Annotated in this window: 16 protein-coding genes; 7 read left to right on the forward strand and 9 right to left on the reverse strand. The window is 45.6% G+C overall.

Going from position 1 to position 21,634, the window contains the following annotated elements:
- Nucleotides 1–2: 2 nt before the first annotated feature.
- On the reverse strand, nt 3–3,347 hold the full coding sequence (locus SHD_RS07735) for an MHYT domain-containing protein (protein WP_023266597.1): 3,345 nt from the start codon (nt 3,345–3,347) through the stop codon (nt 3–5).
- Between the two features lie 374 nt (nt 3,348–3,721).
- Between SHD_RS07735 and srmB the strand changes: the two genes are divergently transcribed.
- The 5 genes from srmB (at nt 3,722) to SHD_RS07760 (ending at nt 12,911) form a co-directional block, all read left to right on the forward strand.
- A complete protein-coding gene (gene srmB, locus SHD_RS07740; protein ID WP_023266598.1) occupies nt 3,722–4,984 on the forward strand; it encodes an ATP-dependent RNA helicase SrmB in 1,263 nt (420 codons plus the stop codon).
- A gap of 244 nt (nt 4,985–5,228) precedes the next feature.
- Nucleotides 5,229–6,446, forward strand: a complete 1,218-nt coding sequence (locus SHD_RS07745; RefSeq protein ID WP_023266599.1) for an efflux RND transporter periplasmic adaptor subunit — start codon at nt 5,229–5,231, stop codon at nt 6,444–6,446.
- Nucleotides 6,446–9,649, forward strand: a complete 3,204-nt coding sequence (locus SHD_RS07750; protein ID WP_023266600.1) for an efflux RND transporter permease subunit — start codon at nt 6,446–6,448, stop codon at nt 9,647–9,649. The genes SHD_RS07745 and SHD_RS07750 overlap by 1 nt, the downstream gene beginning before the upstream one ends.
- Nucleotides 9,650–9,837: 188 nt before the next feature.
- The gene (locus SHD_RS07755; protein ID WP_052030991.1) at nt 9,838–10,542 is read left to right on the forward strand and encodes a TatD family nuclease-associated radical SAM protein; all 705 of its coding nucleotides are present in this window, start codon (nt 9,838–9,840) and stop codon (nt 10,540–10,542) included.
- Between the two features lie 131 nt (nt 10,543–10,673).
- Nucleotides 10,674–12,911: a PAS domain-containing protein gene (locus SHD_RS07760; RefSeq protein WP_023266602.1), complete on the forward strand. Its 2,238-nt coding sequence runs from the start codon at nt 10,674–10,676 to the stop codon at nt 12,909–12,911.
- Here the strand turns inward: SHD_RS07760 and SHD_RS07765 are convergent.
- From SHD_RS07765 to SHD_RS07775, 3 genes are all read right to left on the reverse strand, one after another.
- Nucleotides 12,892–14,292: a hypothetical protein gene (locus tag SHD_RS07765; RefSeq protein WP_023266603.1), complete on the reverse strand. Its 1,401-nt coding sequence runs from the start codon at nt 14,290–14,292 to the stop codon at nt 12,892–12,894. The two genes, SHD_RS07760 and SHD_RS07765, sit on opposite strands and share 20 nt — an antisense overlap.
- An 84-nt stretch (nt 14,293–14,376) precedes the next feature.
- Complete coding sequence (locus tag SHD_RS07770) at nt 14,377–14,907, reverse strand: hypothetical protein (protein ID WP_023266604.1); 531 nt, start codon at nt 14,905–14,907, stop codon at nt 14,377–14,379.
- A complete protein-coding gene (locus SHD_RS07775) occupies nt 14,900–15,643 on the reverse strand; it encodes a winged helix-turn-helix domain-containing protein (protein WP_039977829.1) in 744 nt (247 codons plus the stop codon). Before SHD_RS07775 ends, SHD_RS07770 begins: the two co-directional genes overlap by 8 nt.
- Nucleotides 15,644–16,084: 441 nt before the next feature.
- On the opposite strand from SHD_RS07775, the gene SHD_RS07780 reads away from it, so the two are divergent.
- Both SHD_RS07780 and SHD_RS07785 read left to right on the forward strand, forming a co-directional pair.
- Complete coding sequence (locus SHD_RS07780) at nt 16,085–16,906, forward strand: cytochrome c3 family protein (protein WP_039977831.1); 822 nt, start codon at nt 16,085–16,087, stop codon at nt 16,904–16,906.
- A gap of 10 nt (nt 16,907–16,916) precedes the next feature.
- Nucleotides 16,917–17,438, forward strand: a complete 522-nt coding sequence (locus SHD_RS07785) for a hypothetical protein (protein ID WP_023266607.1) — start codon at nt 16,917–16,919, stop codon at nt 17,436–17,438.
- 66 nt (nt 17,439–17,504) lie between these two features.
- On the opposite strand, the gene SHD_RS07790 is transcribed toward SHD_RS07785, so the two are convergent.
- The 5 genes from SHD_RS07790 to SHD_RS21955 all read right to left on the reverse strand — a co-directional run bounded on the left by SHD_RS07790 (nt 17,505) and on the right by SHD_RS21955 (nt 21,564).
- Nucleotides 17,505–18,044 carry a hypothetical protein gene (locus SHD_RS07790; RefSeq protein WP_023266608.1) on the reverse strand — a complete coding sequence of 180 codons (540 nt, stop codon included), beginning with the start codon at nt 18,042–18,044 and terminating at the stop codon, nt 17,505–17,507.
- Nucleotide 18,045: 1 nt separating this feature from the next.
- Nucleotides 18,046–18,792 (reverse strand): winged helix-turn-helix domain-containing protein, encoded by a 747-nt coding sequence (locus SHD_RS07795; protein WP_039977833.1) that lies wholly within the window; start codon nt 18,790–18,792, stop codon nt 18,046–18,048.
- Between the two features lie 164 nt (nt 18,793–18,956).
- Nucleotides 18,957–20,426, reverse strand: coding sequence for a sodium:proton antiporter NhaD (gene nhaD / locus SHD_RS07800; RefSeq protein ID WP_023266610.1), 1,470 nt, complete (start codon nt 20,424–20,426; stop codon nt 18,957–18,959).
- Nucleotides 20,427–20,666: 240 nt separating this feature from the next.
- On the reverse strand, nt 20,667–21,404 hold the full coding sequence (locus tag SHD_RS07805) for a DUF481 domain-containing protein (RefSeq protein WP_039977835.1): 738 nt from the start codon (nt 21,402–21,404) through the stop codon (nt 20,667–20,669).
- Nucleotides 21,331–21,564 carry a hypothetical protein gene (locus SHD_RS21955; protein WP_023266612.1) on the reverse strand — a complete coding sequence of 78 codons (234 nt, stop codon included), beginning with the start codon at nt 21,562–21,564 and terminating at the stop codon, nt 21,331–21,333. The genes SHD_RS07805 and SHD_RS21955 overlap by 74 nt, the downstream gene beginning before the upstream one ends.
- Nucleotides 21,565–21,634: the final 70 nt, after the last annotated feature.

Here is a 21,634-nt window from a genome sequence, read left to right on the forward strand (position 1 = left end):
AGCTATTCCTTATTAGAACTGATGGCAAGCCGCAAGTTAGTCAGTGCATCATGGGCAATATCAAAATCAAAATTATCTAAAGCATCAACTATGGCGCTAACCGAAGACTCATAATCTTTATTAATATGAATTAAGGCAGCCAAATCAGCCTCGTCAAAGGTATGGTGAGTTACTGCTATAAGTAAAGAATCAATATGGGCTAGCACTTCACTTGGATCACTTAAGTCCACAGAATGCGACTTATGCAAGGAGCTATCGGCATGCTGAATGTAGAGAGAAACTTGAGCTAAGGTCGCAACAATTTCAGCCATAAGCTGTTGAATAGATAGAGCAGACTCACCACTTGCATCGACCTGCTGTTCTAATGAAGCAAATAGACTCATACAACGAAATAAGCCTAAATTACCAGATATGCCTTTTAGCCCATGGGCTAACTGCTTGATAAGCTGATTCTGCTTTTCGTTTAAGGCATGCTCAAGCTGTTGGTACTTATCTGGCCATTGAGCGATAAATTTTGCTAACTCGCGAATAAATGCTTCTTTGCTTCCCCAAAGCTTTATTCCTCTTTGCTCATCGACAATAGCATTGCGGTCTGGTTCATTCGCATGATTAGGCAAACTAGGCAGATTCAACGTTAAGACTCGAGCTATTTCTTGATTTAATATTTCAAAATCAATGGGTTTATTCGCAAAACCATCCATACCGGCTTGCTTAGCTTCAATTCTATCCTGCTCAAGCACACTCGCCGTAAGTGCAATGATAGGCATAGGTTTTAACCCAAACTCGAGTTCCTGTTGGCGTCTATGTTTTGCCGCAGTTAATCCATCCATAACCGGCATTTGCAGGTCAATGAGGGTGACATCGATATCATTTTTTTGCATCCGCAACAGCGCCTGCTCACCATCACGGGCGGTGATCACGCTATGCCCTTGGCGACTCAAATAAACCGAAAGTAAATCGATATTTTGCTGAATATCATCAACAACTAAAATAGTTAGCGGCGGTAGCGAGATTTTTTCACTCTGTGGCAAGGCTAAGTCTTCAATACTCGGGACTAAGGGAATGGTAAAGCGGAAGGTACTTCCTAGACCTAATTGACTCTCCGCCTCTATGCTTCCCCCCATTAACTCAACTAATTGCTTGCTAATCGTAGTCCCTAAACCTGTGCCACCGTATTTTCGACTCATGGAAGCATCGGCTTGGGCAAATGCCTCAAATACTCGATTAAGCTGCTCCGGCGACATGCCGATCCCTGTATCTATAACCTCAAATGTTACCTTGTGTTTTTCTTGCGGAAACACTCTTACCGTGACTTTTCCTTGGGCTGTAAATTTCACTGCATTACCAATCAAGTTCAGTAACACCTGCCGGATCCGCTCCGGCGAGCCAATGAAGTTGGCATTCATACTTGGAGCGATATCCACCTCAAGTAATAAGTGCTGCTTCTTCGCCTGCAACCAAAGGGTTGAAATTACAGTATCGATTTCATCAGTTAAGGAAAATACGCGGTTTTCTAGCTCGAGTTTGCCTTTATCTAACTTCGCACTATCGAGCACATCGTTGAGCAGATGCAGTAAGGATTTAGCGGAGCGATTGATGGTTGTGAGCTGTTTTTGCTGTTCACTATCCAGTGTCGACTCTAACAAAATATCACTAAAGCCAATGATGGCGTTCATTGGGGTTCGAATCTCATGGCTCATATTGGCTAAGAAGGCAGCGCGAGCCGCTGCGGCTTGCTCGGCATTATCTTTAGCGGTGAGGAGATCCTGCTCCATAGCCTTACGCTCAGTAATATCCATCAAGAAGCCGTCAATCCATCCCTCCTCACTATGTTCATCAAAAATGAAATTTCCATGCTCAAAGAGCCAGCGAACTTCGCCATCTGCACGAATGATCCGATATTCCATTGAAAATGTTGGTGGCTGAACCTGAGCAAAAATAGCCTCAACATCCTCTGGATAATAAAGCTCTGAAAAAGCACGTTTAGGCTGTGGGAGTTCAAAATCTGAGGCTGGATAACCCGTTACATTCAATACCGCGTCGCTGATATAAACCATCGGCCAACCATCAACATTCTTACAACGGTAGGCAACCCCTGGAATATTACTGATTAAGGATCTGAACTTGGCCTCGTTATTTTTTAACTCTAACTCCATCTCATGTCGCTGGCTGAGATCTGATATAAATCCCACAAAATAATGGGATTTCCCCAGCATCATATGGCCCAGACCTAAGCGAACTGGCACTAAATGACCATTCTTATGTTGTGCTAATACCTCACGTCCAGTACCAATAATTTGTGCTTCACGGGTTTTAACATATTTAGCAATATAGTTATCGTGATGGATTCGAATCGATTCGGGCACAATTTTTTTGACATTATGCCCAAGCAAATCTTCGGAGGACCAACCTAAGATCATGGTAACCGCTTGGTTGACGCTGATAATAATACCTTGACCATCAATGGTGATAATACCATCCACTGCGGTATCCATCATCGCACGCATTCTGTCTTCATTAGATTTAGCCAGTAGAGACAGATCTTTATATTTAAAAATCACATTCACAATCAGCACCAAGCTGATAATTAGCACAGTGCCGACAGAAACACCCAGGGCAAGATAAAAGGAAATAAACGATGACTGAAGGCTTAATTCTAATCCTTCTGGTTTAACAAAACGTGCAGCAGCCATGCCAGTATAATGCATGCCTGATATAGCTAACCCCATGACAATGCTAGCAATAAAATTACTTTTACTCGTTCGCATTTTAGAGGAGAAAAACTGATTTAACCCAGTTCGAACCCATAGAGCAATCACGGCGAGTATCACTGCGACCACAATGGATAGGGCAAAAAATACCGGGTCATAACGTAACAATGGTGCCATTTCCATGGCTGCCATCCCCACATAATGCATGGTCCCAATCCCTGCGCCCACTAACACACCGCTAACTAATACTTGGGCAAACTTAAAACTGGGCTTTGATAATAGATTAAGAGCAACCCATGAAGCGGCAATGCTGGGTAATAATGAGAGTGCCGTCAGACCGAATTGATAGGTTACTGGCGTACACAAATCAAAGGCCAACATGCCAATAAAATGCATTGACCAAACACCACCACCTAGGACAACACTCCCAGTCAGCAACATAATTTGTTGGCGAGATTTAGATTGCGTATAGGCTGCTTGGGTCGCCACTTGGAATGCCATAAAAGCCGAGAAAATGGCAATCAAAATCGAGATAACCACCAGTGACGGGTCGTAATAGACGTTCAGCAATAAGCTGTCTTGGGAGGAGATAAAAAACTGTGACAACCAATCTAAAGCCATAAAATTCAAGCCCATATAAAATATTCAAAACCCAAAAATCTGCCAACACAAGCAGGGCTAACGCTTGAAAACCAAAGAATAATGACCATTATCTATGGGCAGCATCAATTTATTGTTAAGACTCCATACAACGACGAGTCAATCCTTCGAATACTCTCAACAAAAGCCATAAATTTTACAACATCACTTTTATCTTATACATCTTATGCCAAATGTCTGCCTCAAGATGCAATAAATCTCGGCAAAACACCTAAAACGCTGAATACATTTTCACAAATAAACCTCGATCCTAGACCCTGGCTTAAAAGTAAATTGATTGGGATTAAGTTATTTAAGTTAATGGGCATAAGCCGTATAATACATGGCTATTATTCGTCGAGACGCCGCGCATGCAATTTGAAGATTTTCAGCTTGACCCTAGCTTATTAGAGTCACTTAAAGCCATGGGGCACCTGTCGCCCACCACTATCCAACAAGAAACCCTGCCACACGCCCTCGAGCAGCGGGATATTTTAGCGCGCGCCCCGACGGGTACAGGTAAAACTGCCAGTTTCTTATTGCCAGCGCTGCAGCACTTAATCGACTTTCCCCGTCGTTATTCGGGTCATGCGCGGATTTTGATCCTCACGCCTACCCGTGAGTTAGCCAGCCAAATTCACCGTTATGCCTGCCACTTAGCCACAGGCCAAGGGCTGAATATCGCCATTATCACCGGCGGTGTGCCCTATGGTCCGCAGGAAGAAGCCCTAAAAGACAATATCGATATTCTGGTGGCGACCCCTGGCCGTCTGATGGAATATTTAGATAAAGGCAAATTCAGTGCGGAATCGGTCGACATACTGATCATCGACGAAGCCGACCGCATGCTCGATATGGGCTTCTCCGCCGTAGTTAAAGCTATTGCCCTCGAAGCCCAAGGTCGTAAGCAAAATATGCTGTTTTCGGCCACCCTCGAAGGCAGTGGCGTTATCCGTTTTGCTCGTGAAGTACTTAACGACCCTATCGAAATCGATGTCGACGCGCCGCGTAAAGAGAAAGCCAAGATCCACCAATGGATCCACCTTGCCGACGATAAAGAACATAAGTTTGCCCTGCTGTGCCATCTACTCAAGCAGGAAGAGGTTAAACGCGCCATCGTATTCGTAAAGACTCGCGATGTGGTATCTAGCCTCGAAGGTCAGTTGCTTAAAGCTGGTATCCCCTGCGCCTTTATGCGTGGCGATATGGAACAGAAGAAACGTTTCCAAGCCTTAAGTCGCTTTACCAAAGGTGAAGTGAACGTGTTACTCGCGACTGATGTGGCCGCCCGCGGTATCGATATCGATGATATCACCCATGTGATTAACTTCGACATGCCACGTTCTGCCGATAGTTACATCCACCGCATTGGTCGTACTGGCCGAGCGGGAGCAAAAGGAACGGCAATTTCATTGGCCGAAGCCCACGATATGCGGATTGTCGGTAAGATTGAGCGTTATATCGAACAACCGCTTAAGCGCCGTATCATTGAGGAACTGCGTCCTAAACACAAAGAGGCGCGAGTACCAACCAAGAAAAAGGCCAAAGTAAAAGCCAAAGAAGCGGCAAAGCGGACCAACAAAAAAGAGGCTGCTAAAAAAGCCACTAAAATTGCCCGCAAGAAGCAAGCTTAAACCCTCCCGAAAGCCGCGTAATGCGGCTTTTTTATGCTCGCCATACCTGATAGAGACGAAACCAATAGTGACCCAAACGCTCTAACAATCCGTATTTCATCACTGTTATCAAAAAAGACATGGCATCTGGTACTCACTTGCCATCATCTTTAGACACATTTTATTTACAAAAATAAATTTATTGCACTGCCTGACTCTGATACTTTAGGCGCATTAAGCGATTTAGCACGGATGTAACAATCATATGATCAAAACCTTACTTAGGAGATTATCTCCTTTTTTTATACTACTGCTCTTTATTGTGGGCGCTGGTTTGTTAATGAAAACCAAAGAAACACCGGAGCAGAAACCCGAAGAAATGCCTATCCCTATTGTGGATGTCACTCAGGTTGAGCAGCAAACCGTATCGCTTAATCTTCCCTCCTACGGCGTGGTTACCCCTAAATACAAGACGCAACTAGTAACTGAAGTCCAAGGGCGAATGCTAAGCATTTCACCGCAATTTGTGGCCGGTGGCATAGTGAAGAAAGGTGATCAGTTAGCCCAAATCGAACCTTCGGATTACGAAGCCGATTTAATGCAAGCTGAGGCCACTTTGGCTCAAGCAACCGCAGCACTGAATGAAGAAATCGCCCGTGGTGAAGTCGCTAAAATCGAATTTAAGGGTTATGACAAAGGCTTGCCGCCAGAGTTGGGTTTACGCATTCCACAGCTGAAAAAAGAACAAGCTAATGTGAAATATGCCCAAGCAGCACTAGCACGCGCACAGCGCAATTTAGAACGCACCGTTATCCGCGCACCCTTTGATGGCATTATCAAAGCAAGAAATGTCGATTTAGGTCAGTATGTTACATTAGGCACTAACCTCGGTGAGTTATACGACACTAGCATTGCCGAAATTCGTCTACCTATCTCTAACGATGATTTAGCCTATTTGGAATCGGTCGATAATCCTGATACCCAAGTCACCTTAAGCGCCTCATTGGCGGGTAAGGAAAACACTTGGCTGGGTAATATTATTCGTAGCGAAGGCGTTATTGATGCCGATAACCGCATGGTTTACCTCGTGGCCGAAATTAAAGATCCGTACCTGCGTGAGCACAAAACCCAAGGCAGTTTACCGCTGAAATACGGTAGTTTTGTCAACGCCGTGATTAAGGGACGCACTGTTGATGGAATCGTTAAGCTGCCGCGCCATGTAGTGCGTAATGAGCATGTCGCCTTAATTAACGAGCAAAATATTGTCGAGATGCGCCATGTGAATGTCGTGCGCAGTGATCTTGAAAACGTATTTATCAAGGACAGCTTAAAAACTGGTGAACGTGTCGCCATCACGCACTTTAGCAATATGGCGAATGGTCAATTAGTTAAGGTGATCGGTGAAGATGCCAAACCCGTGCAAACGCCCACACCTAAGGAAGATGCTCCTGAGTCGAGTCTTGCGGCCGCTGGAGTGAACTAATGGATACTCAAAAAGGGATCTTAGCCTGGTTTGCCCGCAACAGCGTGGCAGCCAACCTGTTAATGTGGGCGCTGCTGATTGGCGGTCTATTTAGCACAGTATTGATTAATAAAGAGGTATTTCCCTCTTTTAACCTTAATCTATTGAGCATTACCGTTGCTTATCCCGGCGCTGCGCCACAGGAAATTGAAGAAGGCATCAACATCAAGATTGAAGAAGCCATCCAAGATATCAACGGCATCAAAAAAGTCACCTCGGTAGCCAGTGAAGGTGTAGGTTCAATCACAGTTGAAGTGGAAGACGACTACGACGTCCAAACCGTACTCGACGAAGCCAAGTTACGATTGGACGCGATCTCCACCTTTCCGGTGAACATCGAAAAACCGCAAATCTTTAAAATCGAACCTGAAAACAACGTAATTTGGGTGTCGGTCTACGGTGATATGTCACTGCACGATATGAAGGAGTTGGCCAAATCAGTACGTGATGATTTGACCCAGCTCCCCGCCGTGACCCGCGCGAAGGTTACAGGTGTACGCGACTATGAAATCGGTATCGAAGTCTCAGAAGATAAACTGCGGGAATACGGCTTAACCTTCTCGCAAGTCGCCATGGCGGTGCAAAACTCTTCTATCGACTTACCCGGCGGCTCGATTCGCGCGGAGGATGGTGACATTCTGCTGCGTACCAAAGGCCAAGCTTACACCGGCGATGATTTTGCCAATATCGTCGTCACCACGCGCCCAGATGGTAGCCGGGTAATGCTGCCTCAGGTCGCAACCATTAAGGACGATTTTGAAGAACGTTTAGAGTACACCCGCTTCAACGGCAAGCCAGCGGCGATTATTGAAGTGACCAGTGTTAACGATCAAAACGCCTTAGATATTGCCGACCAAGTTAAACAGTACGTAGAGAAACGCCGTGCCACCCTGCCAGCCAATGCCAAATTAGATACCTGGGGAGACTTAACCCACTATCTCAAAGGCCGCTTAAACATGATGATGTCGAACATGTTTTATGGCGCCCTACTAGTGTTTGTGATCTTGGCCCTGTTCCTCGACCTCAGACTCGCCTTCTGGGTGATGATGGGATTACCCGTGTGTTTCCTCGGCACTATGCTGATCATGCCGTTGGAACCTTTCTCCATGACCATCAACATGCTGACATTGTTCGCCTTTATTCTCGTCTTGGGGATAGTCGTCGACGATGCAATTGTAATAGGTGAAAGCGCCTACAGTGAGGTCGAACGGCATGGACACTCGATTGATAATGTGATCCGCGGGGCGCAAAAAGTGGCCATGCCCGCCACCTTCGGAGTACTGACCACTATCGCCGCCTTTATTCCGATGTTGATGGTCTCTGGCCCTATGGGGATTATTTGGAAATCCATCGGCATGGTGGTCATCATGTGTCTGGCATTTTCACTGGTGGAATCTAAATTTATCCTGCCAGCGCACTTAGCCCATATGAAGTTTAGAAAGCCGGGGGAACCCACGGGTTTCTTTGGTCGCTTCAAGGACAGATTTAATAATCGCGTTCAGCACTTTATTCACCACAGCTACCGCAACTTCCTCGAGCGCTGTATCCAACATCGCTACAACGTCGTCGCGGCTTTTATCGGCGTGTTGATTTTATCCATAGCCTTAGTCGCTAGTGGTAAAGTGCGCTGGGTGTTCTTCCCCGATATTCCATCGGACTTTATCCAAGTACAGCTAGAAATGGATGAAGGCAGCTCAGAGCAGAACACCCTCAAGGTGGTACAGGACATTGAAGAAGCCCTGTACAAAATGAACGCCAAAATGGAGAAGGACAACGGTAGCGAAGTGGTGAAGCACAGCTTTATCAACATGAGCTCGCGCACCTCCGCCTTTATCTTTGCGGAACTGACCAAGGGAGAAGACAGGGACGTAGATGGAGAGACGATTGCCGCCGCATGGCGCGAACAATTGCCAGAATTACTTTCGGTGAAAAAGCTCGACTTCAATGCCAGCGGTAATGGCGGTGGCGGTGGCGATATTTCCTTTAGATTAACCTCAAGTGATTTAGAGGAATTATCCACAGCAGCCCGTGAACTCAAGCAAAAGCTCGCCACCTACGAAGGTGTGTATGATATTGCCGATAACTTCTCTTCGGGCAGCCATGAGATCCGCTTAAAGATCCGCCCCGAGGCCGAAGCGCTGGGTTTAACCTTGTCTGATTTAGCTCGCCAAGTCCGTTATGGCTTCTATGGTTATGAAGCACAACGTATTTTGCGTAATAAAGAAGAAATCAAAGTCATGGTGCGCTACCCCTTAGAGCAGCGACGTACCGTTGGTTACCTCGAGAATATGTTGATCCGCACGCCGCAAGGTAAGTCAGTACCTTTCTCAACCGTAGCCGAAGTCGAAAAAGGCGAATCTTATGCGTCTATTACTCGTGTCGATGGTAAGCGAGCGATAACCATTACCGCTAACGCAAATAAAAACAAGGTTGAACCTTCTAAAGTCGTTAATGAAATCCAGAAAGATTTCCTGCCGCAATTGCAGGCCAAGTATCCCAAAATCCAAACAGCCCTCGATGGCGGCAGTTTGGATGAACAAAATGCCATGGTCGGCTTGATGCAAGGTTTCTTTTTTGCGCTATTTACCATTTATGCCTTAATGGCGGTACCGCTCAAGTCTTACAGCCAGCCGCTGATCATTATGTCAGTCATACCCTTCGGGATTATCGGCGCGCTATTTGGACATTTGATCCTAGGGCTAGCGATGAGCGTCTTGAGTCTGTGTGGTATCGTTGCACTCGCTGGGGTGGTGGTAAACGACTCCTTGATCTTGGTGGATTTTGTTAACCGGGCGCGGGAGCAAGGGCAATCGGTCAGACAAGCGGCGGTGGATTCAGGCTGCTATCGTTTTAGGGCGATTATCTTGACCTCATTGACCACCTTTGTCGGTCTTGTACCTATTATTCTTGAGCGCAGCTTACAGGCGCAGATTGTGATCCCTATGGCGACCTCCCTCGCCTTCGGTATCCTGTTTTCGACTGTGGTGACCCTAATTCTGGTGCCTTTGCTGTATATCATTCTCGATGATGCTAAGCGCCTAGGTAGCCGCTTCTATCATTGGTGGTGGCGCCCTAAAAAAACGCAGGATATACATTTACATACCAATGAGAGCCACAAGGTATCCTTAAGTGCCTTAAATGAACCGGACTATAAGCAAGATTAGTAGCATTCGGTCATTGCATTTTTCCCTTTTAAAAAGAGAGCCTAGGCTCTCTTTTTTGCCTCTGACATCTATGAATAGGAAAACACGTAGTGCGATCTAAGTGGCAGTTATCCTGCTGGTCATTGGTTACACTCAACCTAAGTGACCGCCAAGATGCCAATAAAGTCGATAGTATGAAAATAGATCGAATGCCAACCTCGCAGCCAGCCCAAATTAAGCCCACACAACTCAAAGCCACTGAAACCCTAGCCAATGGCAACATTACTGCGGAAGTGTGCACCAATGAAACCTGTGCTACTGAAACCTTAGTCTATGATATTCGTAGGAGTCGTTATCTGAATATCACGGGGCGTTGTACGCTGCGCTGTGCTTTTTGCCCTAAACATAATGGCAGTAAACAAATTCATGAGTATCAACTGGCATTAAGCCACCAACCCAAGCCTGAAGAAATCATCCCGCTACTAGGAAATGTGGAAGACTTTGAAGAATATGTGTTTTGCGGCTATGGCGAGCCAACACTGAATCTACCAACTCTACTGGCTGTGGCCAAGGAAATAAAACGCCGCGGCGGCCGAGTGAGGGTGAATACCGATGGTTTAGGTAATCTGGTTCACAGACGTAATATTCTGCCCGAACTTGCTGAGTGTGTAGATGCGTTATCGATTTCACTCAATGCCGATAATGAAGCGGCCTACAACCAACATTGTCGCCCAAAACTTGCGGGTTCCTACGCCGCAGTCAATGCCTTTATCGCCCTCGCACCTCATTACATTGAACGCGTGCAAGTCTCAGCCATTGAGGGATTAGAAGGCGTCGACATCGATCTGTGCCGCGAGCAAATACTCGCTTCGGATTGCGAGTTTAAGCATAGAGTACTCGGTGCGCTTGGTTAACTTATTGGCTTAGCCTAGGTCGAGAAAATTCTGGCTTTGGATACACTCGCAGCGAGCAACTTGCCACTGTCGTAACATTTCATTCGTGTTAACATAGCCAAATTAACAGTTCATCAACTCAAAATCGGCCCATGCTGAAGAAAAAACCAAGCCTACACCCACTCGCGACATTACTTTCATTATCCCAAGGACTGCATTGGTCGCACCAACGCATGCTGGCTGTCGCGAGTCAGTTATCAATGTTAGTGATAGGCATGATTATTTTAACTAATTTAATCATCACCTTAGGTGAACATAGGTTACAAGAAGAATGGGCAACCCAAAGGTATAGCGAATTGCAGACCATAGGTACGCTCATTACCGATAAGGTCACCTTTCAGCAGTTTCGCACTCAGCTATTTGCCAAAGACGAATTACTCAAACAGTACCTCAAAAATCCAACTGCCTCATCTCAGCAAAAATTACAGGAAAGTTGGCAAGAGTTGGTGCAACATATTCCCGAACTCCTCGGTATTGCCCTGTTCGATCCCCAAGGTAATTATAAGTTTGCGACACCTTCAAATTTTAGTCAGGATGCGCTTCCTGCCGCACTGTTAGGTTCTAGCCGAAATTTAGGTGGCAAAGAAGTCTTTACTTCGTCCTTAGAGTTTGTCCCCCTCAATGGCATGCTCGAACCCTATATGTATCAAATGGCATTGCTTGAGAAACCCGATCAAAGCTCGCTAGGTTATTTGATTACCTACAACTCGATTGTGCAGATGCTAGAAGCAATAAAACCTGCATTTTCAAGCAATAAATCGCCGATGCTAGTGCTGGATACCCAAGGCTTGCTCTATGCAGGTGTGAGTGAACTGGCGCCATTATCCCATATTCCAGACACCTTAGGTGCCAGTTTACGTCAGAGCTATCCGGCACTGTGGCGGGAAATGTCGATGAGCAACTTTGGCCAATTCCACGGTGAAGATGCCACCTTCGTGTACCTCAAAGTCGAGCTCACCAATCAGCCAGAATTGCGCCGCGAGTACTTTTTACTCTCCTATATCCGTAACGATGATATCGCCTCGAAATTTTCCCAGTGGCAGAATATTGTGATTATTGCGTCGTTAATCCTAACACTTCTGGCCGCCTGGGTTATCCTGCTGAGCCACATGTATCGCCTGCAACATCGTTCGCGCCAATACAGTATCGATGTGGCAAATACATTATTTAATAACAATTTAGGCTTTATCTTAGCCAACGAACAGGCTCGTATTATCAGTGCCAACACTAAGGCCGCAGAAGCCACACAAGTCCCACTCGATGAACTGACTGACCGTAGCCTACAGCGAACACTTAATCTTGACGACCTCACCTCGGCGCAAATGCTTGAACAAGTCTATCGTGAGGGCGAATGGAGCAAGGATTTGTCACTTGATAATGAGATGGGTTCGACCCTAAGAGTAAAAGTGCAACAAGCACCGCGATTGGGCCGTGGTTTGCCTCATTTGCTTGTATCCCTTGAAGATATCAGCACCATGCTCGATTATCAGAATCAGGCCTTCTTAAGTGACCTACTCTGCGACACCACTGTGGCAACAGCATTAACTGACGCTAATGGTAAGTTGATAAAAATCAATCCGGTGTTCGATCAGCTGATGCAACTTAATGGTGATTTAAACCATGATTTAGCCTCACTGCTCGCTAACGATCTGGGGAACCAATGGCAGCGGATCACCGCCCAAATCAGCATGCAAGGCCAGTGGCAGGGGCAAATACTTTGTTCACCGAATCCTCGCCATTCCAATTGTTTGCAGGCCACGCTAAAGGGCCATGTTGCTGCCGATGGTGAAATTGATTACATCATTTGCACTTTAGAGCAAGCCGCTGACAGCCAAAGGGGAGCAGAACCCCGCAACTTTGTGCCACACCGCAGTACTATTTTGCAGCACCTATCCGATTTAGAACGCTATTTTGCTTCGCTATCGCCCCAAAGCCGCAACCACTCAAGCTTATTAGTGATGGATATCAACCCAGAAGGCTTGCTCAGCCATATGAGTGATATTGACCAACTCGAAACGCGTCAGCAGGAAGTGGAAGTACAGCTGTTGTTAGAAATTCCAGCCCATTATCAAATCCTTCACTGGCAACTCGGTAAACTGCTGCTGTTACTGCCTGATACCGATGCCACAACGGCGCATCACTTCGCACTCAATACCATTGAAAAGCTGAATAGTAATGGCCTAGGTGAAGGGATCAGCATGGGGATTGCAAGCTATCAGGAAGGACAAAGCTTAGAGCAATACCTCAGCAATGCTGAGGTGGCACTCAAACGGGCAAAACAGAATAATGATCAAAATATCGGTCAGGCCTTTACACGTCATCAGCCTTAGCGGGCGGATTAAAGGAATCAGGCAACTTACTTTGGGTGATCTCGATAATGGCCGAACGGTTCATGGTGATTTTGTAGCGCGCATACTCCGGCTCTTCGCGGCCATCACGCAGCACTAAAATCAGATTGACTTGATAACGGCGCTCGACCGACTCGTGACTGATCTTGCCTTCAAGTTCTTTATAAATCTTGGCCTTGCCCCGCTCTAAATAGCGGGCAAAAGGTACAAAACTAAAGTTGACTTGCTCTTGTATCGTCGAGTATCCCGCTTGAAACTCACCGTGGTTTACCCGAGTAGCAATCTTGTAATGCAGGATTTCGGCATCGACCTTATTCTGGCTATGCCGTTGTTTTAAGATTTCGTTGACCTTATCAGGCAAATCCTGAGGTCGCATAAATTCGAGCCACACCAATTGCTTAGCAATGACAGACTGATTGGTCGTATCCCTCAAAATGCGGCTCCAGCGCGGCCGCCCCCGTTGAATATAGCGCCACAGGGCATTACGTACATCGTCCTTAAAAATTTCACGAAAGCCATAAATCACCGCCAGCGTCAGCACCAACGCAATGGTAAAGCCACTAAAGACCCCCTGAGCTTCGATGATCAGCGCCGACACCACCAACATCACCAGGGCGGTCGCCAGCCCAGTCGTGAACTTTTTAAGGCCGATGCCCAAGGGTTTTAACTCTTCTTTGAGCACCACACCTTGCTGAATTAAACGCCGTAATAACAGCATTTTATTCGAAATCCGATTGGGATCTTGCTTAGTTTGTGCCGAGTTATAGTTGTTGGCGTCGCGGTAGGCGCATTCGTTGCGGCACAGGGTCAACACCCGTTCTTGGATGTCAGCAAAATCACTGGTGCGAGTGGCGTGGGCGAGCACTTTTAACAGTTGCTGCTCGCAAAACCAGGAGAGATAGTTATCGGCGTTTTCAAAGTAGGATTTCCATTTAGGATCGCCCGGCTCATTACGGCGAAACTTTTTCAGCAGTTGCGTCACCTGCTCGCACAGCTCATCAAGCGCAAGATAAAAGTGCTCTACATCGGCGATGCGATTGAGCTCTTTGACATCGTTTTCAACCGCGACAGCAAACTGATAAGCAAACAGGTTTAAGTACAGCCGAAATTCTTCCACAGTGCGACGATTCATACTGGCGAATCGCCCCTGCACCAGGGGCAAATGTAGCCCTTCGGAGTAGTAGGAGCGGCGTCCCACAATCGCGCTGTGGTAATACTCTTCTTCGTTTAAGGTATGCGCGCCTATGCCCATTTCCTTTGGTAAAAAGAAATAGAGATCGAGCTGACGATTATCGCCCTTTTCCATCTGATGGCTGAACTTAATCGACAGGGATTCTTCTTGTTTGACACGTATCTTAAACACAACAACCTTATGATTGAGATGGAAGAGTCGGCATTAACACCACGGAAAAGATAATCTAAACCGAAAGCGCAGCAAATTCACTGATTAAATTCGACTATTGACGATTCGGCAGCCACAAACAGTATTACTCGGTTGGAATAAGACAACCGCATAATCTTGATTCGTGTCGCTATCGAGCACCTCAATACTGAGATTGTGCCTACCCGATTCACTAAAATGTAAGCTGCTAATGTAGGAAAGGTATTTCATATGCTCGGGCCAAGACTTTTTGTCGATATCTTCGGATTCCGTCTTGGTTTTGACCGACACATTGTAGGTCATGCGATTGAGCTCCATGCTTTTGACCTCACCCTGCATCAGGATCGCGCCCGCACTTGAGCCATCAAGATTAAAGTAGCGGTAATTGATTTGCGCATTACCCGCCGAGATCAATACGTCAACTAAAAGGTAGTATTTCCCATCATCCACACGTTGAACGTGACGGTCAAAAAGCTCGGAACTGCAATTTAAGATCACCGCCTTGTTAGAGACGGATTGCAGGTAAATCACACCGCAGGCCACAATCAGTGCCGTGAGAATGGTGAGATTTATCGTCCACTTAAGCCATTTAGCCACAGATCCCAATCTCCTGTAGCCAGTTTTCATCAATAAATGTTTTTGGCCGCCTAAAATCGCTAATCTTCAAATTGCGAATAACAGACTGTCCGAGTTTGTGCCCACGCAGAGTAATATTAAGCACCTGTTTATCATGGGAAAGTGAAGAGTAAACCTCTGACCAATCACTCTGTCCACAACGACTTAATCCTTGGCCCAAACGGTCGCCTAATTCAAACAACAAAGTATTATTAGTTTTAGAATTAGCATACAGGTGCAATCGAATATGCTGACCCGAGGCTAATGGCAACTCAGTGGATAGAAGAGGTTCAGTTGGTACGCTATGGTCGATGCGGCTTAAATAAAAGCCTGAAATAGCAAGCATAAAACCAAAGACTAATAGCGCACTCCACCAAGGTAATGACTGCAATCTATGGTAATGAAAACTTTTTAGCCGCTGTCCCTGAGTGCTATGCAGTAGGTAGCCTTGCCCCTTGACGGTTTCAATCAACCCTTCATATTGTGGCCCAAGGAAAGAGCGGATCATAAATACCGCCCGCGCTAATGAAGTATCGGTGAGCGGCGGGTGCTCTCCATCGCCAGTCTTAAGCTCATGCTTGGAGACCAGTTTACCTTGATGTTCAACCAATAGGCTCAACACTTGCAACTCGGCACGGGGAAGGTGCCAAGATTCATTTCGAGCCTGTTCGACGAGTAAGCCACGCTCCCGGTCAAACCAACAGCTCCCCACTTGCATAAAAAACTCCAACCCATAAATCATCGAATTAAGTCTATGCAAGGCATCTAATGATTACTGTGATCCCGTTAACCCAAGATACTAAATAATTAATTTTCGTGAGCTTCCCCCGCAAGTAGATGAGCATAAAACAAAAATCTGCGTTAGCTCACAGCAATAAATGACCTTTGTGACGGCTTTGTTTGCTAGCAAATCCGCATAAATTTACATAAATGTCACAAATAATGTGCTCCCCCACAGATTGAAATCGATAAAAATAAGATAACCAAGTTACAGCAATCAACTAAAGCGATTGATATCCCTCTGCTTACCTTGCTTCATCACAGCGAAATATCCCCTGCGACAAATCACACTATTTATATTTGTGCTTCATAGAATGATGCCATCAACCAATGGTTAATGATTGATAAATAAAAGCAATTACTCAAGAGGATATTCATGATGAGCATTAATCGACGCCAAGCATTAACTCGTATTATCGGAATTAGCACAGCGGCTGCGGGCGCAACCTTAATGGGAACTTCAGCGTTTGCAGCCACCAATGCCGACGGCCAATATCAATTAGCACTCGGTGAAAAACTAAAATACGTGCCACTCGATCCAATGGCAACGGCCAAACTCGCCTACGAGACAGGTGGTGGTTGTATGCATCAAGTCTTTCACTCAGTTGTCACTATGCTAGCGCAATCAACGAGTGCCGATGCCGATAAGTTTAAGTCCATCCCAACCGCATTGGCAGGCTATGGTTTTGCAGGGGTTACAGGCCAAGGAACTCTGTGCGGCAACCTCAATGCTATCGGTATGCTGGTCAATATCTTAGATGATATCAATGGCCAAAATAACGCCGTAATTGCAAATGCATTCCGTTATTACGAAAACACCACTTTGCCACTTTCTTCCCCAGAATTTATTGCTGGCATAGGTTCAACCGCGGAAAAAACAGCGCTTGTAGGCAGTTCATCAAAGGCGATGAGCGTATTGTGCCACTCCTCAATCAGTAACTGGTCTCGGGCCTCAGGACTGCCATTCGCCAAGAAAGGTGAGCGCTGCTATCGCCTATCTGCTTCTATGACGTATCACTTAGTCGAACTGCTAAATCGTGCCTATCAAGGGGAGATTATTGGGGCATTACCGGGTAGTAAACCTTCACTTGAAGCGCAAGATTGCCAAGTGTGCCACGGCAGCACAGGCACCTTAGGTTCGGCCGCCAGTGTAAAAACCGATATGGAATGTACCACTTGCCACACAGGACACTTTAATTAAGGAGGCAGTGATGAAATCCCCATTACTGATATTAACTCTAGGTACGCTCGCACTAGTCGGCTGTGGTAGTGATGATAAATCAGAGGAAATCACTCCTCCGCCACCACCGCCGCCAGTGGAAACCAGCGTCAGTATCAATGACGCAACTCAGATTAATCTGACCGTAGAGCAGTTTGATCCTAAGACTGGTACATTAAACTTTTCGCTGACGGATGCGAACAAAGCATCAATTACCGAGGCGACAAGCTATGATATCTATTACTTTGGCTTTCCTGACAAGAGTAAATCTTCGTCAAATGCCAAGGCATGGAAGCGTTGGCATGTTACCCAAAACTATCGCTGCCAGAGCAAAGGTGAGTGCAGTGGTAAGTTGACTGAGGTAAAAAATGGTCAATACCAGTTTGAAATAGCAGGACTAGATTGGCAGTCAAAGGATCCGAGTGGCGCAGTGTCCCAAATTAAAGTCGCGATTCAGATCTATGGCACGAAAGCCAATAATGAACTGGCATTAGTCCCTGTCGCTCCGTTGTAATCCCTTTCATCGCGTCCCAATAGATAGGCATCCACTTCAGGGAGGAGTTGGATGCCTATATTGTTATTAGCGACTACTGCATGCCCATAAATTACCACTGGGGGTAAATTTAATTAGGGTATAGTCATCGAGACGATTAATATCCACTATCTGCATATTAAAGCTCATTGTCCCCAGCGCCATTAATGCCTCCCTTGAACGTTGAACATCATCTCGAATGGGTTCGGGGAGCTCTATCTGTAGCAGATCCATTTGGACGTTTGCCTGAGCCAAACCAAATTGATAAGTCATTGAGCCAATATCAAAATTTTTAACTACGCCAGAGTAATTAATGGACGCAAGCTCCTTATCATTACTGCCGTAACGATAATTTAAATTCACTTTTTTGTCCTGCACTTCTACTGTAAGTGATAAGGAATGATGCAATGAAGACGAGGTGGCATCCCCAAAAGGCGGTTGATACAGCTGAGCCAGGCAGTTTAAGTTCAAACTTTTATGGCTAAAACTCGCCGTATATCCGAAGACTAATATTCCAACTCCGCTGACGAAGATAAGCAAAAGTTGCCACGGCTTAAAGCGGCCCAATGCCAGAATGGTATTGTTCATTTTAGCTACAAATCCCCGATAAAATGAGCCAATCTGGCTGCGAGGTATCTGCTATAAAATTATCTGACATTAATTTTACCGTCTGAAATTTCAGCCCATTCTCCCGATTATTTCGCAAAATGAAGCTGATCAATTTTCGGTCTGTTGACACATTGGCTGCAATTGACTGCCAAGGAGAAACAGCGCAAGCCTCCATTTGACCAATCATTTGCTTGACGAATAATTTCATATTCGCTTCGTAGTGCTGACCAGTGTAGAACTTTATCTCTGAAGACGAGCCATTGTGCATCATGATCTGCTGTCGATAATTAGGCGCTATTACTGTGGGATGAGATATATGCATATTAATCCCATACAAAGTCATTAGGCTGACAAGAATGATAAACAAAAACTGTAACGAATTTATTTGGGATGTTGGAGAGCTAAGCAATTTATATCTCATTGATGCTTGCGAAGGGTACAAAATAAATCCTTCACCTCTCACGGTATCAAGTAGAGAATAAGGTTTTTTCCCTAATATAGTGCGTATACGCTTAATCACATCATCAAGCTGATCATCACACCGAAGTGAGTCTTTATCATAGGACGACAATAACTGAATTAATTCGAAGCGGGAAACCACCTTCCCTTGATTCTTAGCCAATACACTCAACACTTGAAACTCATCGACACTCAATATCCAGCGGCAGCCAGAAGCATCAACTAACAAATGTTCATGCGCATCAAACCAACAATCACCAATTTGCATCTCGGCTCCTCTCACCATTTAACTTGGAGCCGAGTATACAATTTGAACTTAAATGACGCAGTGATCCAGAAGCATCTCGCTTTAGCAGATTAATAATCTGTGAATTGCATCAATAAAAAATTAAATGCTAAAAAACACAAAGATACACTGCGTTTCATTTGTTTCTAGAACATTGCTGCATTTAACCACATATGGACTAAAATACTCGCCACGTAGCCCAATGCAATGACAGGTGTCCAACGTAAGTGGGCGCCAAAGGTATAAATCCCCCTTGCCTGCCCCATTAAAGCCACCCCTGCAGCACTTCCAATCGACAATAAACTTCCGCCGACGCCCGCAGTCAACGTCACCAATAGCCATTGACCAAGCGCCATCTCGGGATTCATAGTCAACACAGCAAACATCACCGGAATATTATCGACGACCGAAGACAATAGACCGATAGCCACGTTGGCATAGGTCGCATCCCAATGGGAATACATCGCCTCTGAAACCAAACTTAAATAGCCCATAAAGCCTAGGCCACCCACACATAACACCACACCGTAGAAGAACAGCAGGGTATCCCATTCAGCACGGGAGATACGGCTAAATACATCGAAGGGCACTACGCTACCAAGCTGTTGAAGACGTTGTTGATCTTGACGCAACTCCGCCTTAGCACGTTCACGGGCAACTGATTTATCGAAGGTCTTACGCAGGTAATAACCGAAGAATTGCAGGAAGCCCAACCCTGTCATCATCCCAAGCACTGGTGGCATGCCGAAGAAGGAGTGAGCACACACAGCCGTCGCAATGGTCAACAGGAATAACGCTACGATACGTTTAGCACCGGGTTTAGTGTACACCTGCTCTTTTTCTGGCTCAGGCACATAACGTGGGATAAACACGCTCATAATAGCCGCAGGCAAGACAAAGTTGACCAAGGCAGGAATAAACAGATGGAAGAAGTCGGCAAAGTGCACTAAACCCTTTTGCCACACCATTAAGGTGGTGATATCACCAAAGGGACTAAAGGCACCGCCCGCGTTCGCCGCAACCACAATGTTGATACACGCCAGCGTAATAAATTTGCGCTGCCCCGCGCCGACCTTCATCACCACAGCACACATTAATAAAGCCGTGGTTAAGTTATCCGCCACTGGCGAAATAAAGAAGGCCATAAATCCCGTTAGCCAGAATACGGTCCGCAAACTAAAACCGCGTCCCACGAGCCAACCGCGAATCGCATCGAATAAATTACGTTCCTCCATGGCATTGATATACGTCATCGCCACTAATAGGAAGAGTAATAACTCGGCGTATTCCAGTAAATTGTGCTTAAAAGCCGCCTCAGAGACCTCGGACATCCCATGTTGCACATACACAAAGCCTATCATGCCCCAAATAATGCCGGCTGCGACCAATACGGGTTTGGATTTACGCAGGTGCAGCGCCTCTTCGGCCATCACCAAAATATAGGCAAGTACGAAGACACAAATGGCAAGATACCCCACTGCTGCAGCGGTTAAATCGAGCCGTTCTGTTCCTTCGGTCATAGCCCAAACTGCTGGTGAGAATCCGCTCAATATTGCAATGCAGAATAGGCTAAACAATCCTACTCCACCGTTCTTAAACCACCGCTGTAATTTCATCAAAGTTGATCTCTGCAAGGGAAAGAAGATCGCAAATTACCATAGCTCTCGTTCTGTAAATTTTGATAAATCGCAACTTTCTATGCATTTCCCGATAACCAAAGGCACTTACAACATTAATTTTTGTATAACTACAGGCACAACTAATAAAGAATTAACTAACTTTGTTTCAAGTTAGTCCAAAAACAGTCAATAAAAAAGCACCTCTCGGTGCTTTTTTATTGATATCAATCACATTGATTAGAACGAATAGAGCAAGGTCATATTTGTTTCAGTATCTGTGCTCTTTTTATCATCTAAAGGCTCACTGTTGTAACGCACAATAATGGCAAATTTCATTGCCAAAGCGCCAATAATATTCGCCGTAAGCGAAGTTTCTGAGCGTGCATCCAACTTATCACCATAGTCGGCCACAAAACGTTGCTGGAATTTTGAGGTTTCAGTGATTTCAGTTTCGAAGTTGATCACGCCGTGGGCAACCACGCTGTCATTCGAATCAGTACCTTCTAACAGGGCTTGCTCTGAATCGAGGCGTTGATAGATGTAACCGGGACCGATTTCCACATCCAGGAAGGTCTTACTGGTGTCATAGAGTCTGTGACCATAACCCGCCGCGCCTGATACTGTGTAGTCATAACCGGTAAAAGGGTCGACTTCGTAATTAGCATTGGCAAACAAGTAACTGCGGTCATTCATTCTATAGTTACCCTGGGCACCCGCTAAATAACGTTTAGCCGTGACCTCACCCGTATCTTCTTTGTATAAACCTTCTAAAAGATACTGGTTTTCCCAGTCACCTAATTCATGCTTGAAGTTTAAGCGACCTTTGTAAGATGAGGTATCAGTGTTGCCTGTGGTTAAGGTTGCCCCTAGCTCTGCTTCACCTGCGAATGTCTTGTCGCCCTTAACAAAATCGGCTCCAGCATTCGCCATAAATGGCGCAGTCATCAACAATGCCGCGGTCAGTACTTTCTTCATGTTTATCCGTTCCTGTTCCGTTTAATCCCCTAAAAATCTGCGCAATACTAACATTTACGATTGAAAAATAAAAATTCATCGATTTTTCTATTAAAGCCAAGGCATTCATAAATACATTGAGTATCACCAAATCCACATAAGCAGTTTCAAAATATGCCATGGAATCTCGCCATCATTAAACCTTAACAGAATGAGTAAAAATCATATGTCTTTATCGAAACTCAAGATCT

Source organism: Shewanella decolorationis S12, assembly GCF_000485795.1.
Taxonomy (GTDB): domain Bacteria; phylum Pseudomonadota; class Gammaproteobacteria; order Enterobacterales; family Shewanellaceae; genus Shewanella; species Shewanella decolorationis.

Bases quoted from the DNA above. Each gene is read 5' to 3' on its own strand.
- SHD_RS07780 (WP_039977831.1), top strand. From the start codon at position 16,085: ATGAGCATTAATCGACGCCAAGCATTAACTCGTATTATCGGAATTAGC.
- SHD_RS07775 (WP_039977829.1), bottom strand. From the start codon at position 15,643: ATGCAAGTGGGGAGCTGTTGGTTTGACCGGGAGCGTGGCTTACTCGTC.
- SHD_RS07785 (WP_023266607.1), top strand. From the start codon at position 16,917: ATGAAATCCCCATTACTGATATTAACTCTAGGTACGCTCGCACTAGTC.
- SHD_RS07735 (WP_023266597.1), bottom strand. From the start codon at position 3,347: ATGGGCTTGAATTTTATGGCTTTAGATTGGTTGTCACAGTTTTTTATC.
- SHD_RS07755 (WP_052030991.1), top strand. From the start codon at position 9,838: ATGCCAACCTCGCAGCCAGCCCAAATTAAGCCCACACAACTCAAAGCC.
- SHD_RS07745 (WP_023266599.1), top strand. From the start codon at position 5,229: ATGATCAAAACCTTACTTAGGAGATTATCTCCTTTTTTTATACTACTG.
- SHD_RS07760 (WP_023266602.1), top strand. From the start codon at position 10,674: ATGCTGAAGAAAAAACCAAGCCTACACCCACTCGCGACATTACTTTCA.
- srmB (WP_023266598.1), top strand. From the start codon at position 3,722: ATGCAATTTGAAGATTTTCAGCTTGACCCTAGCTTATTAGAGTCACTT.
- nhaD (WP_023266610.1), bottom strand. From the start codon at position 20,426: ATGAAATTACAGCGGTGGTTTAAGAACGGTGGAGTAGGATTGTTTAGC.
- SHD_RS07805 (WP_039977835.1), bottom strand. From the start codon at position 21,404: ATGAAGAAAGTACTGACCGCGGCATTGTTGATGACTGCGCCATTTATG.
- SHD_RS21955 (WP_023266612.1), bottom strand. From the start codon at position 21,564: ATGGCATATTTTGAAACTGCTTATGTGGATTTGGTGATACTCAATGTA.
- SHD_RS07750 (WP_023266600.1), top strand. From the start codon at position 6,446: ATGGATACTCAAAAAGGGATCTTAGCCTGGTTTGCCCGCAACAGCGTG.
- SHD_RS07790 (WP_023266608.1), bottom strand. From the start codon at position 18,044: ATGAACAATACCATTCTGGCATTGGGCCGCTTTAAGCCGTGGCAACTT.
- SHD_RS07795 (WP_039977833.1), bottom strand. From the start codon at position 18,792: ATGCAAATTGGTGATTGTTGGTTTGATGCGCATGAACATTTGTTAGTT.